12 protein-coding genes are annotated in these 14189 nt (G+C 60.3%); 3 read left to right on the forward strand and 9 right to left on the reverse strand.

Annotated elements, in window-relative coordinates:
- On the reverse strand, positions 1-3266 hold a 3266-nt coding region (locus ACNA0J_RS27150; protein WP_415822018.1), incomplete at its 3' end, for a beta strand repeat-containing protein.
- A 363-nt stretch (positions 3267-3629) separates the two neighbouring features.
- On the opposite strand from ACNA0J_RS27150, the gene ACNA0J_RS27155 reads away from it, so the two are divergent.
- The 3 genes from ACNA0J_RS27155 (at position 3630) to ACNA0J_RS27165 (ending at position 7389) form a co-directional block, all read left to right on the forward strand.
- Positions 3630-4241, forward strand: a complete 612-nt coding sequence (locus ACNA0J_RS27155) for a glutathione S-transferase family protein (protein WP_415822019.1) — start codon at positions 3630-3632, stop codon at positions 4239-4241.
- 119 nt (positions 4242-4360) lie between these two features.
- Positions 4361-6430 (forward strand): 2Fe-2S iron-sulfur cluster-binding protein, encoded by a 2070-nt coding sequence (locus ACNA0J_RS27160; RefSeq protein WP_415822021.1) that lies wholly within the window; start codon positions 4361-4363, stop codon positions 6428-6430.
- Positions 6431-6504: 74 nt separating this feature from the next.
- Positions 6505-7389: a LysR family transcriptional regulator gene (locus ACNA0J_RS27165; protein ID WP_415822022.1), complete on the forward strand. Its 885-nt coding sequence runs from the start codon at positions 6505-6507 to the stop codon at positions 7387-7389.
- 40 nt (positions 7390-7429) lie between these two features.
- On the opposite strand, the gene ACNA0J_RS27170 is transcribed toward ACNA0J_RS27165, so the two are convergent.
- From ACNA0J_RS27170 to ACNA0J_RS27205, 8 genes are all read right to left on the reverse strand, one after another.
- Positions 7430-8062, reverse strand: coding sequence for a flavin reductase family protein (locus ACNA0J_RS27170; RefSeq protein WP_415822024.1), 633 nt, complete (start codon positions 8060-8062; stop codon positions 7430-7432).
- 17 nt (positions 8063-8079) lie between these two features.
- Entirely contained in the window at positions 8080-9111 is a 1032-nt protein-coding gene (locus ACNA0J_RS27175; protein ID WP_415822025.1) for an NAD-dependent epimerase/dehydratase family protein, read from the reverse strand.
- Between the two features lie 13 nt (positions 9112-9124).
- Complete coding sequence (locus ACNA0J_RS27180; RefSeq protein WP_415822027.1) at positions 9125-10021, reverse strand: polysaccharide deacetylase family protein; 897 nt, start codon at positions 10019-10021, stop codon at positions 9125-9127.
- A gap of 23 nt (positions 10022-10044) precedes the next feature.
- Positions 10045-10866 carry a phytanoyl-CoA dioxygenase family protein gene (locus ACNA0J_RS27185; protein ID WP_415822028.1) on the reverse strand — a complete coding sequence of 274 codons (822 nt, stop codon included), beginning with the start codon at positions 10864-10866 and terminating at the stop codon, positions 10045-10047.
- 76 nt (positions 10867-10942) lie between these two features.
- The gene (locus ACNA0J_RS27190; protein ID WP_415822029.1) at positions 10943-11713 is read right to left on the reverse strand and encodes an SDR family oxidoreductase; all 771 of its coding nucleotides are present in this window, start codon (positions 11711-11713) and stop codon (positions 10943-10945) included.
- A gap of 2 nt (positions 11714-11715) precedes the next feature.
- Positions 11716-12426, reverse strand: a complete 711-nt coding sequence (locus ACNA0J_RS27195; RefSeq protein ID WP_415822031.1) for an ABC transporter ATP-binding protein — start codon at positions 12424-12426, stop codon at positions 11716-11718.
- Positions 12404-13186: an ABC transporter ATP-binding protein gene (locus ACNA0J_RS27200; protein ID WP_415822032.1), complete on the reverse strand. Its 783-nt coding sequence runs from the start codon at positions 13184-13186 to the stop codon at positions 12404-12406. The genes ACNA0J_RS27195 and ACNA0J_RS27200 overlap by 23 nt, the downstream gene beginning before the upstream one ends.
- Positions 13183-14151: a branched-chain amino acid ABC transporter permease gene (locus ACNA0J_RS27205; RefSeq protein ID WP_415822033.1), complete on the reverse strand. Its 969-nt coding sequence runs from the start codon at positions 14149-14151 to the stop codon at positions 13183-13185. The genes ACNA0J_RS27200 and ACNA0J_RS27205 overlap by 4 nt, the downstream gene beginning before the upstream one ends.
- Positions 14152-14189: the final 38 nt, after the last annotated feature.

The following is a 14189-nucleotide window of genomic DNA, read 5'->3' on the forward strand; positions in this document are numbered from 1 at the left end:
CCGATGCTCTGGATCAGTACGCCATGCGAGCCCTGGCCCGATGTCGTGATCTGTGTACCGTCCGAGGCAGCGAAGGTCACGTAATCCCCATTGCCGCCGATTTTTCCCGATCCGCCTATCGATGCGGTCATGCTTAGCGCGATTTGCGCATCCTCGCTGACATCGAGCCCCGTGGCGATCGCGGACGAACTGGCATTACCGCCCAGGCCACCACCGCCCCCTATGCTCTGAATCACTACCCCGAAAGCATCAACCGGCAACTGATTCGATGGCAGGCACGTCCCGCTGCATGCGCCCGTGGTCAGTTGCGTCGCCTGACCAGTCGCAATGTAGCTGCCCACCAGTTGAGAACCGATCTGCCCGCCATGACCGCCAAGGCCCCCAGAGCCACCGATGGCGACATCACCGTCGGCCCCCACCCCCACCGAGGTCGCAAACGCCCTGCCGCCTGTTCCGCCGCCTCCGCCGATGGACTGCGCCACGATGCCCGCCGCCTTGCTACTCTGGGTAATCACCTTGCTATTGGAAAGATTGGCGGTAACGGCGCCGCCGCTTCCTCCCCTGCCCCCTGCCTGGCCGATGGCCACGGAAGCAAATACGCCGAGGCTGCCGGCATTGCCGGCGTTGCCGCCGCCGCCACCGATCGACTGAATCACCAGTCCATGTGCGTTCATGCCACCGGTCGAGATCAAAAAACTATCGAGATCAGCGGTGGCGACAGCGCCCGATCCGCCCTCTCCACCCGTTGCGCCGATGCTGACCGCGCCTTCGGAGCCGCCGCCTACGCCACCCCCACCGCCGATGGTCTGCGCCAGGATGCCGATCGCACCTGCCCCGCTGGTCGTGACGGAGCCGGACGCCGACCCATTGATCCTCACGCTGCTGCCATCTGATCTCAACGTGTTGCTGGCGCTGCTGCCACCCAAGGCCACGAGCAGGCCGCTCGCCGTGCCGCCCGTGCCGCCGCTGCCTCCAATGGATTGCATCACGACGCCGATCGCCATATCGCCGCTTGTGCTGATCTGGCCCGAGTTCGACACGGTGAGGGTCCCCGTCACACCGGCCGAACCGCCACTGCCGCCGCTGCTATCCAGGATGCCATAGGATTCGGCGCCGGCTCCCCCGGCGCCTGTCACTGACTGCGCCAAAATGCCGATGGCGTCTACGCCGCGCGTTGCGATCTGGCCGGCGTTGTTGACGGTGATGTCACCGGAGTTTCCACCACTGCCGCCCGCGCCTCCCGTACTGGAGCCCTCTCCCGTCGCCCCACCGCCGTCACCGCCCGCGCCGCTGGCGGTCTGGGCCAGGATCCCGATGGCACTCTGGCCCTGCGTGGAAATGCTCGAATTGGCGTCCAGCGACACGTCGACCGTTCCCGTCGATCCACCCGCTCCGCCGGCCCCGCCCGTCACATCGTCGCCAGTCGCCTCGCCGCCATCGCCCCCATTTGCGCCGCGACTTTGCGCCAGAATACCGAACGCCTGGCTGCCCACCGTAGAGATCGATGTCCCCTTCAGCGTGATTTTCATGTTTCCGGTGGAGCCGCCAGCCCCTGCCGTTCCAGCTATCTGCCCGCCCACGTTGACATCGTATATACCACCTGCGCCTCCGTCGCCGCCGAGCAGACTGGCGTAAATGCCATGAGACTCTTGGCCTTGCGTCGTGATGGCGATCGGTAATGCGCTCGTCCCCGTCAGAGAGATCGTCGAGCCTCCCGCCTGGCCTCCCGCCCCCCCGATGCCGGACGGATGCGTGTCGCCAAGCCCTAAAGTGTCACCGTTGTATTGGCCTCCGGCACCACCTGCGCCTCCTTGCTGCCGCGTCTGTATGCCCGACGAGTAATTGCCATTGGTCGACAGGGTGATTGCGGCATTCTGCGCAGTGACGGTCAAACTCGCGTCACCAGCTATGCCGCCATTGCCGCCATCACGCCGGGAATAGTGCGGATCGTCATTGAACAGACCAGCCCCCTCTCCCCCTTTCGCCCACAAGAGCAAGGCCGGCAGCTTATCCCCCGACGGGGAAAAACTGCCCGCAGACGGATCGCCCGAGGTGGACACACTCGTGTCCGTGTTGATGATCTGCAAAGAGGGCGACGAGCTGCCGATCGTACCGGCGTCGCCGGCATTGCCGCCGCTCGTCTGATCCTCATCCGCATAGCCGTTACCACCGTCACCGCCCAGCAGAATAGCCGCCACGCCAGCGCCGGGAAAAATCTGCGACCCTTGAACCGTGTTGGGCGGCGTCCCGCGTTGCATGACGCGCACCGAACCGCCTGTCTCCAGCGTAATCACCGCACTGCTGGCATAGCCTCCCGCGCCACCATTGCCCAATCCGTCGGTCGTCGTGTCCCCGCCGTTTCCACCGTGAGATTCGGCGAGGATGCCGTATACCGCCGCGTTGGAATTGCTGGCGGTATTCCCGTTGCGCCACGTCCAGTCAACGACGATGTTCCCGCTGTTCTGCAGCGACACGTCGCCGGAGTCGCCGCCCGAATTGGCCCCGCCGTCGTACTGGGTGGCGCCCTCGCCGCCATTGCTGGCGGCCTGCAAACCCGAGAATCGTGTCGACCCTTGCACGGTCGCCGACACCTGCCCGACGTTCTTGAGCCGCGAGCCGCTGGAATAACCGCCCGCCCCCGACGGGTTGTGATCATCGTTCGTACTCGCTCCGTTGCCACCCTTGCTCAACACGGCAATGCCGGCTCCGCCTTGGATCTGCGTCTGGGCCAACCCCGTCATGTCGATGTTGGCCTGGTTGGCGAGATACAGTATTTCCTGGGCACCCGCCACGCCGCCATTGCCACCGACGTCTCCACCATCAGAAGTCGTCGCATTGCCCCCGTTCATTTTTGCCAACAGGCCGTAAATCGCCCCATTGGTAACGATATCGCCACCCGTCAACGTGATGTTTCCGGACGTATTTGGCGTCAGGCCATCGGCGTTATTGCCGTCATTAGGGCTATTAAACGTCCCGGTCCCTGCCATCGCCTCTATCCACAGCCCCGCCTGCGACTCAGGCACGATCGTCGCGTTAACGTCGAAATTCGTCGTCACGTACATGGGTGCGGAATACGCGCTACCCGTATTGTTGCGCATGATCCCCACGGGCTCTGAATAGTTCGTCCCGGTATAGGTGCAACTGATCATGCCGTTGGCGGCGGGACAATAGAGTGTCGTGTCTGCCGCAGCGGCACTGCTTAACAATGCGCCCGCAATGGCCGCAGCAAGCGTGGTGAGCGAATAGGGAAATGCGTGATTAGCCATGCTGTTATCAGAATAATGAGGCTGCCTGCCTTTGCGAGCCGGCAATCACCTAGGTAGGGGAAGGAAACGCGGAAATACTAGGACGGATTCTGCGGTCAACACCGGCCTTGAGTCTTGGTACCAAGCGACCACAGCTTGGTAAATCACGACCGCGAAGGTCTATCTGGATTTTTGTGTACGAAGTGTTAAAGCAACGCGATGAACTACCGCCTGAACTGCCGCCTTATCCCGCAATAACACGGCAGAGATTATTCCTCCGACTGAAATTGTGAAGTACCAAATCAATGGATTCTGTATAAAGCAGTCCTTCATTAATCTTCGTGAACGGCGCGGCACATGGTCCGGCCCTCATAGGAGATACATATGAAGCTCTACTACCACCCGCTTTCCGGCCACGCGCATCGTGCCCAGCTGTTTGTCTCATTGCTAGGCCTGCCTCACGAACTCGTCGAAGTCGACCTGAAAGCTGGCGCGCACAAGACCCCGGAATTCCTGGCGCTCAATCCGTTTGGACAAGTGCCCGTCCTGGACGACAACGGCGTCGTCATTGCCGACTCCAACGCGATCCTCGTCTATCTGGCAAAGAAATCGGGCCGGACGGAATGGCTGCCTGAAGACCCACAGGGTGCCGCTGCCGTGCAGCGTTGGCTGTCCGTCGCGGCTGGCGAAGTGGCGTATGGTCCCTGTGCTGCCCGCCTGATCACCGTCTTCGGCGCCAAATTCAACCCCGAGGAAGTCATTGCACGAGCACATACCCTGCTCGTCCGCGTGGAAAATCATCTGACTGATCACGAGTGGCTAGTCGGTACCCATCCGACGATCGCGGATGTCGCCCTCTACAGCTATGTGGCGCGCGCACCTGAGGGCAATGTCGATCTCTCGGGCTATCCCACAGTCAATGCCTTTTTGCGCAGGATTGAAGCGCTGCCTGGATTCACGCCTTTCGTCCAGACCTCGGCCGGACTCACGGCCTGAGTGCTCAAACCTTGGCGTCAGAGTGCCGACCTCGGGCTTTGCGTTCGAGGCCCGGATCCACGCTTGTGATCACCGCATCAACACTGTCCACAGCGTCACGAACTATCAAGGAAACCGAAATGGCCGAGAAACTGTCAGGGCTACCGGTATGGCATGCGGGCGAGGTTTACCTACAGGAAAAGGTAGGCGTCGCCGAACGCATGCACGTCGTCGGTCAACGGGTCGTACGGGATTACATGCCCGACCAGCATCGTGAGTTCTATGCGCAGCTACCCTTTATCGTCCTGGGCAGTGTTGATTCGGATGACAATGCCTGGGCCACGATTCTGTCCGGCGAGCCCGGTTTCATGAGTTCTCCTACACCGACAACGCTGGACATCAAGACTCATACGGACACGAGCGATCCCGCGAATGGCGGCATACACGCGCAGTCACCGATCGGACTGCTCGGTATCGAAATGCACACTCGCCGGCGCAATCGGATGAACGGCGTCGTAACCAGCACGGACAACGGCTTGCACGTCGAGGTAGATCAGAGCTTTGGCAACTGCCCGCGGTACATCCAGCTACGCGACTTCAATTTTGTTCGCGACCCTCATGCTCCGTTCGTAGCGGCACGCGAAGAGCTGTCCGAGCTCGACCCCGCCGCTCGATCCATGATCGATACCGCAGATACTTTCTTTGTCGCCTCGTATGCCGACCGGGAAGACCGCCGGCAGGTCGACGTTTCGCATCGCGGCGGCAAGGCCGGTTTTGTCCGCGTCGACGATGACGGGATGCTCACCATTCCTGACTTCGACGGCAATTTGTTTTTTGCGACGCTCGGCAACTTTATCCTGAACCATCAGGCCGGACTCCTTTTTGTCGATTATGAGAGCGGCGATGTATTACAGATGACCGGCGAAGCACAAGTCATCCTGGATTCGCCGGAAATCGCCGCATTCCAGGGCGCAGAGCGTCTCTGGACGTTCCGTCCTCGCCGCATTGTGCGCCGCCCGGGCGCCCTCGCACTGCGCTGGCGGCTTCAGCAAGACGGCTGGTCGCCCAACTCGCTGATGACCGGCGATTGGACTCAAGCGGCCGGCCGCTTGCAGGCAAGCGAATTGGCCACGCGCTGGCGGCCGTTCACCGTCACGCGCATCGTCGACGAAAGCGCATCGATCCGGTCATTTCATCTGCAGCCCGCCGACGGACTGAGTCTGCTGGCGCACGAGGCAGGCCAGCATCTGCCAATACGCGTTGCGATGCCTGACACCCCCATGCCGCTCATTCGCACTTATACCCTGTCGGCCGCACCCTCCGATAACGTCTATCGCATCAGCGTCAAGCGCGAAGGCGCGGTATCGCATTACTTGCACGACCATATTCGGGTAGGCGACACGGTCCAGGCCCGTGCGCCCGCTGGCGAATTCACCATCGATGCGCACGAAACACGCCCCGCCGTATTACTGGCGGGTGGCGTCGGTATCACGCCGATGCTCGCCATGCTGCGGCATGTCGTCTACGAAGGACTGCGCAAACAGCGCGTGCGTCCCACCGTGCTATTTCAGGCTGCCCGGTCAAAGGCTGAACGCGCATTCGATGCAGAACTGTCCCAGCTGCTCGGCAATGCCAACGGCGCAGTAGGGCTCGTTCGCGTCCTGGGCGATACCGCCGACGCAACCGTCGGCCAGGACTATGACGCAGCAGGCCGCATCGACATGGCATTACTCACCCGATTTCTGTCGTTCAACGACTATGATTTTTACCTTTGCGGCCCGGCTGCGTTCATGCAAGCGCTGTACGACGGGCTCAGGAGCTATGGTGTGGCTGATCGCCGCATTCATGCGGAAGCATTCGGGCCGGCTTCGCTCACACGCAGTCCCGATGCAGGCGCCCCAGCATCCGCACCAGTGCGCCTGCCCGCCGCGACAACGCCAGTCCCTGTTGCATTCCTCAATTCATTGAAAGAAGCGCGCTGGACGCCAGAGTCGGGGACCTTTCTCGACCTGGCAGAGGCACGCGGCCTCAATCCGGACTACAGTTGCCGTGCAGGCAATTGCGGCACCTGCCGCACCAAACTGGTCAAAGGCGCCATCACGTACATCAAGACACCGACAGCAGTCGTTGCCGATGACGAGGTCCTGATCTGCTGTGCCGTCCCTGCACAGCAAACGGGCTCGGACGAACGTATTCACCTCGCACTTTAAAACCGAGTTCAAAGCCGTGACGATTCCCGAAACTCGTGCTATAGAAATAAACTCGAGATATGGGAGGCGAAAAGGTGGATCGTTGGCAGGCAATGAAGATATTCGTCAAGGTTGCGGAAACTGAAAGCTTCGCGGCATCAGCCCGCGAGCTGCACATGAGCCCGCCAGCCGTGACTCGCGCCATCGCCGCGCTCGAAGACGTGATCGGCGCACGGCTATTCGTGCGCACGACCCGTTCAGTCAAACTGACAGAACCCGGCAAGCGTTATCTGGACGATTGCAAACGTATCCTGGCAGACATCGTCGAAGCCGAGGCCGCAGCGGCCGGGTCCTATGCGGCGCCCTCCGGGACCTTGACGATTACCGCTTCGGTGCTGTTCGGGCAGATGTACGTCCTACCCATCGTGCATGAGTTTTTGAAACGCTATCCCAAAGTCAACGGACGGCTGTTATTCCTGGATCGCCCTGTCAATCTCGTCGACGAGGGCATCGACGTCGCAATTCGCATCGGACGGCTGCAGGATTCAGGGTTTTCAGCGATCCAGGTCGGCACAGTTCGGCGCGTGGTATGTGGCTCTCCTGACTATTTTCAGGAGCACGGTCTCCCCGGAACCCCCGCCGATCTCAAGAACCACCGTATCGCCGCCTCGACCGCCGCCTGGGTGTCACCGGAATGGCGTTTCGCCAATGACCAGCGGGTGACCATACATAACTGGCTGCAGTCCAACTCGAACGAAGCGGCCATTGCGACCGCAGTAGCGGGCCTGGCCCTGACCAGAGTGCTGCATTACCAGGTCGCTCCGGCGTTGCGCGAAGACAAATTGCGGATCGTACTCGCCGAACATGAAGACCCGCCTTTGCCCATCCACGTACTCTATACAGAGGGGCGGCAGGCGCCCGCGAAAGTCAGGGCATTTGTGGACTTGGCGGTGTCAATGTTACGAACGAACGTTGGCTGACGATCGTATTTATTTATACTCCGTTCCATCGAACCTATCATCACCGCTCGCGCTCACGCCAAACATCATATTCAGGCACGACCATCTCGAAATGCCCACGCGTGGTGGTGTAAAGCCGGCCAAACATTCGCCCGATCGGATGGTATTTCTCGGGGTCGATATATTTGAGATCCGCATCGAACAGGCCTTCGCGCACATGCATCCGCACGACCTCGCCCAGGGTGATATGCCGATGTGGATTGATCTCGATCATCGCGATCTTGCGGCACTCAAAAGCAACGGGCGCCTCTGCGATGCGTTGAGGCTGCACTACGCTGGATGGCACCAACGTCAAGCCGGCCTCGGTTGCCTCGCAGATATCGCGGGGAAAATCGATCGCGCACACATTCATCGCCTGCGCGAGCGCCTCATCGACCAGATGCACGACAAACTCGCCGGTTGCGCGAATATTGATCGTCGTGTCCTTCAATGCACCGCTGCCGCGTTTATCCTCCAGACCGATCGCCATCACAGGAGGGGCCTCGCCCATGACATTGAAAAAACTGAACGGCGCCGTGTTGTGGCCGGTCTCCTCGGAATACGTAGAGATCAACGCGATAGGCCGTGGCACCACCGTCGACGACAACAAGCGATACTGATCCGCGGGAGGCAGGGCCTGAATATCAATGTCCATATTTGTCCTGTGTTCTATCAAGCGCGATGTGCGAAAAATTCGGTATGCCCGGCAACCCAGTCTGCGTAATGCTTCAAGGCGTCATCACGGGCAAAGCTCGGCCGGAAACCAAGATCGCCGCGAGCGCGCGAGGCATTCATCGACACGCGCGGCCGCGCGCCGTGAAACGAAATCGTGGAAGGATACCCGGCTTCGGCATAACGCCAGTTGAAATCGGGCAAACATGCCGCCAATGTCTCGCACCAGCGGATCAACGCGCCATCCCAATCGAAATTGGCCGACAAGTTGTAATACGGATGGGCCGGCCTCGTCGCAAACAAAAGCGCCGTCAACCCAGCGCTGAGGTCTGGCGCATAAATCATTTCCCGGGACGGGTATTGTCCCGGCAGCACAACGGGCTCGCCACGCGCAGCGGCTGCCGCGATTTGCGCGAACGGGCTCACCATATCGCGTGCCCCCGTTTCACCTTCCCAAGGGCCGAAAACCGAGCCGATTCGGCCCACGCATACCGGCAGGCCGATCAACTGGCCTAGACGTAGTACCGCACACTCCGCGGCATACTTGGTGATGCCATACAGCGTATCCGGAGCAGGCGGAGTCCCCGACTCGGTAAGCGGCGACGCGCCATGGACGGCCTCGCCATAGACAGTCAAGGAACTCGGATAGACAAAACGCTTTACCCCTGCGTCGGCCGCGGCCCGCAACACACGCAATGCGCCCTGTACATTCACCTCGATGATCTGCAAGGTCTGCGCCACCTCTCGCTCTGGCCCCGCAGTGATCGCCGCCCCATGAAAAACGTGCGTGATACCGCCTGCGCATGCCTCTCGCACATCGGCGTCCGTACACACGTCCCCCTGCAGAATCTGCAGGTTTCCCTTCAGTGCCTGGATTGCCGACAAGAACGCAGCAGGCGGTGGACGCCGATCGAACAAGCGCACCTGCACGCCTCGTTCAAGCAGGGATTGCGCCAACGCCAGCCCCACAAATCCACTGCCTCCGGTAATGAGTATGCGTGTGCGGCCCCTGCTCGCATCTGACTCCATCATCACCTCCCGACGCTCAGACCACCGTGCCTTCGGGCAACGAAAGCAGATGGTCATAGATCTCGCCGGGCCGCGTGATCCATACCTTATCCGCCTGCGGGTGGTTGACGATATGCTCCAGGGCGCGCCGCAAGGCATACAAGCGATAAGGCTGCCCCACAATCATCGTATGCAGCGCGATACCCAATACGAGCGGTTGGCGCTCGGATTGACGCAGCATCTCTTCGAACTGATGCACGATCATGGTCGCGAACTCTTCACCAGTGTGATGACGCACCAGGATCTGCGGAGAGTCGTTGATTTCCAGCGAATACGGCATAGACATCAGCCGGCCGTTCCGGGTCTGCATCCATATCGGCTGATCGTCGCCGGGCCAGTCCATTTCAAAATGGTAGCCGGCCTCTTGCAACAGGTCTGGCGTCACACGGCTTTGCGACATCCACGGCCCCATCCAACCCCGGGGAGCCCGCCCCGTGTGGCTGGCAATCTTGTCGCGTACGTCTTCGATCAAGCGCTTTTCGTCAGCTTCCCACCATTGCCCCTGACGCTCCGCGTTCGTCCGGCCGTGCGCGATGATCTCGTCCCCCCGCGCCATGATGGGCTCAATCACTTCGGGACAGTAGTCAAATATCGCGGTGTTCACCAGATGGCAGGCCGGCGCTTTTAGTTCATCAAACAGATCGTACATGCGCCACACCCCTACCCGATTACCGTAGTCGCGCCACGCGAAGGTGCGCGCATCGGGTCCGGGCAACTCATTGGTCATCGCATGGCCTAGCCCGCCGCCATAAGCGAAATGCTCGATATTCAGCGCAAAATATATGGCCAACCGTCGGCCCTCTGGCCAGGAATAGTCTGGACGACGGGTGATCGCTGAATACCCATAGCGACCGTGATGCGGCAGTTCAAACATAGTGAGATCCTCTCGATCAAAACTCAATATCTGGCGGCGAGCTCGTCATTGGCGGCACGAAAACGCGCCACGGCATCCTGGTGAAATGTACGCTCCTGCTCGCCGTCATCGACCCGTGGCGGCGGCTCCAGATCAAAATTACCGTAGTCCTTGCCGCGCACCAACGAGGCGGTGAGCCGCGTCTTGCTGATACAGCGCGAACTGGCGGGGATATAGCTGAAGCCCAATCCCACACGCCGGTGATCGGTATTATTCGCCCCCGATGCATGGACCAGGAAAGTATCGTGCAGCGACATCTGGCCCGCCCTCACCGGCATGAACTCTGTGTGGGAACGATCAAAGGGCACATCTACCGTCTGCCCTTTAGAGAGCAGAATATTGTCGGTGTGGTTCTGACCGTGATGCAGTTGGCCGAGTTTATGCGACCCCGGCACCACTTCCATGCAACCCGCCTCGATAGGCGCATCCGACAACGCCACCCATGCCGTGACTTGAGTCGAGGGATCGAGACCGAAATAAGTCGCGTCCTGGTGCCAGTTGATATAGGCCGAATGATGCGGGTTCTTGGGCCAGACAGACAGGTGAAACAGCAGAATATCCGGGCCAATCAGGTCCTCGACGGCATCCAGCACCGCCGGATGCCGGGCTATCTCGTCCACCCAGGTAAACAACAGATGAGGCTTGAAATTAAACCCCTTGGTCAATTGCTGCCCCTGCGCGTTCTCAAACGCCTCGAGCTTGGCGAGATAGGCCCCGGCCTGCTCGCGGCTGAAAACGTCCACCGGACAAACGAAACCCTTATCAGCATAATGATCCACCATCGCCTGCGTGAGTTTCTTTCCCATGTCGAATCTCCAGAATTACGATGCTGCGTGATAGGAATAAAGCGCGGCACAGAGATCGCGTCGCACCTTGTCTTTGCTACATTGCGGACCAGCCGCCATCGACGTAGAGATGGCTGCCTGTCGTAAAAGAAGAATCGTCGCTGGCCAGGAACAGCGCTGCGCGCGCCACCTCTTCGGCGCGCCCTAATCGTCCCATGGCGTGCCGAGCCATCCAGCGCTGCCGGCAAGCTTCCGGGTTGTCGTAGCGCTGTAATGACCGGCGCAGCATGGCAGTGTCAGTCACTCCCGGCATCAGCGCGTTGATGCGAATACCTTGCGCCGCATGATCCACCGCCATGGTTTTTGCCAATGCCGCGATCGCGCCCTTGGATGCGATGTAGGCCGCGTTGTTGCCTCCGCTGGAAGCCACCAGTTGCGATCCCAGCAAAATTACCGAGCCCCCACCTCTGGCGATCATCGAGGGCAGCACCGCGTGCAGCCACAGGTACGAGCCCTTCACGTTGATATCGAACACGCGGTCCCAAAGCGCCTCGTCTATCGTGACGACCGTGCCGCCAACTGAGACGCCCGAACACGGCATCATGACGTCCACCCCGCCCCACGTCTGGACAATCCGGGACGCCGCGGCATCGACCTGCGCCGATTGCGTCACATCGCACACCTCGATCACGCAGTGGCCTGCGTCCGCCTCAATAGCGGCGGCTACCGCCTTTAATCCCTCCGCATCCACATCTACCAGCGCTACGCGGGCACCGTGTGCTGCAAACAACTGCGCCGATGCCGCCCCTATGCCTGACGCAGCCCCCGTAATCACAGCAACCTTGCCCCGCAATTTCTGTTCGCTCATCGTCACACCCCCAAATAAGCGCTGCGGATTTTTGGACTGTCGCGCAGTGCGGCAGCATCACCGGCGTCGACATTGCGCCCCATCTCCAGAATGACCCCCCGGTGCGCCACGCTCAGCGCCCAATTGGCATTCTGTTCGGCCAGGACGATGGCCAGTTTCTCGGTCTGTTGAATCTCCATCAGGATTTCGCCGATACGCTCCACGATGATGGGCGCCAGTCCCAACGACGGCTCGTCCAGCAAAAACAGTTTCGGAAAAGACATCAATGCGCGGCCGATCGCCAGCATCTGCTGCTCTCCGCCACTGAGACTGCCCGCATCCTGTTTGTACCGTTCTTTCAACCGCGGAAAATACTGGTAGATCTGTTCCGTACGGGCCGAGATTTCGTGGGCCGAGCGACTATAGCCGCCTACCCGCAGATTCTCGCGTACCGTCAATTGCCCAAACACACGGCGGCCTTCAGGCGAAAAACCAATACCAGCCCTGAGGATCTCGTGCGGTTTGCGGCCCTTCAGGCTGTGCCCTTCCCACTGGATATCGCCACGGGCATAGGGCACCATGCCCAGAATGGCTTTCAAGGTACTGCTCTTGCCCGCGCCATTCGACCCGATCAACGCGACCGTCTCGCCTGGCGAGATCGCCATCGACACGCTCTGCGTGCCCTGGATATGGCCGTAGCGCACCTGTAAATCACTGACGTTCAGTAGCGGCATAGGCCTTCCCCAGATAAGCCTCGATGACTTGTGGATCGGCAAGCACCTCGTCAGGCGTGCCTTCGGCGATCTTTGTCCCCTGTGAGGTAACAAAGAGCCTGTCGCATAGTCCCGAGATAAAGCGCATGTTGTGGTCGATCACCATGACCGAAATACCGCGGTCACGCACACGCGAGATGGTCTCGCGAACGTGGTCGGTTTCTTCGGCACTCAGGCCGGCGACTGGCTCGTCCAGCATGATCATGCGCGGCTCGGCAGCCAGTGCGATGACGATACCCAAGGTCTTCTGATGACCGTAAGGCAATGAATCCGCTTGCGCATCAGCGAGCGCATCAAGCCCCAGCCAAGCGAGCAGACGGTCCGCGCGTGCTGCGGCCTCGTCTCGCAGCTGCCGCGCACGAGCCGTCGACAGAAAGGTCGCCCAATGGCCTGGGTAGGATTGCAGATAAGTCCCGCGGATGGCGTTCTCACGTACGGTCTGGCTCTTGTATACCGCCGTCGACTGGAACGTGCGCACCAGACCGCGGCTGGCGCGCTCATGCGGTGGCGTCCGCGTGACGTCCTGGCCATCGAAACGAACCTCTCCAGTGTTGGGCAGGATCATGCCGCTGACCAGATTGACGACTGTGGTCTTGCCGGCACCATTGGGGCCGATCAGTCCCACGATTTCGCCCTTATCGACGCTGAAACTGAGATTATTGACCGCCACCAGCCCGCCGAACCGCCGCGACAGATTGGAAACCTCGAGCAATCGGCTCATGTCTGCCTCCGTCGGAAAACCGTCGTCAGCCCGTGACGAATCAAGGACAGCAATCCAATCATGCCCCCAGGCAATGCCGCCATGACAACGATCAAAATCACGCCAAAGATGATTTGCTGCAGCTCCACATAGCCTCGCAACAGCTCCGGCAAGGCCACCATAAAGACCGTGCCGACGAGCGGGCCCAACAGGTAATACATGCCTCCCAGCACATTCATCACCACCATCCCCAACGAGATATTCATGTCAAAGCCCGTCGGATCAACCGCATGAACCAACTGCGCCGACAGCGAACCCTGCAACCCCACGAGCGCGCAGGCAATCACAAAGATCATGACCTTCAGCCGAATCACGGGGACCCCCGAGCTCTCGGCAATCCGGTCCGCCTCGCGCACGGCGTCCATAGAGCGCCCGATTTCAGAGCACAGAATGCGCCAGACGATGCCAATGCACAGCACCGTAATGAACAGCGAGAAATAGTAGAACGCCACCGGCGACTCAAAAAACGGCAGTCCCAATGGGATTTCCTGTATGCCATTGGCCCCGCCCGTCACCGACTGCCACTCCACAAAGACCAAACGGAGTATCTCGCCCAACAGAAAGGTAACCAGCACAAAATATTTACCCGTCAGCCGCAGCACAATGGGACCGATCAGCAGCGCCAGAAAGCCCGAAGCGGCACAGCCTGCCAACATCGCCAACAGGAATGGCCATCCCATCTCGACCTGCAACAGGACGCACGTATACGCCGCGACCCCCATAAAAGCGCCATGCGCCAACGACACATGGCCAGTACGGATGATCAGGTTCAGACTGGCTGCGCCTATCATCGCCAGCACCACCATGGTCCCCAACGTGATGTAAAAGGAGTTACTGACCACAATGGGCCACAACAACGCCACCACCAGAATCACTATCGTGATCCAGCCGATATGCGAGAGGCCGTGTTTACGTAGCTTGGGCATGGTTCCCTCTGCTCGGATAGTGCTTCGCCCGCCGAGGG

It is taken from the genome of Bordetella tumbae (genome assembly GCF_965139195.1).
Lineage (GTDB): Bacteria > Pseudomonadota > Gammaproteobacteria > Burkholderiales > Burkholderiaceae_B > Bordetella_A > Bordetella_A tumbae.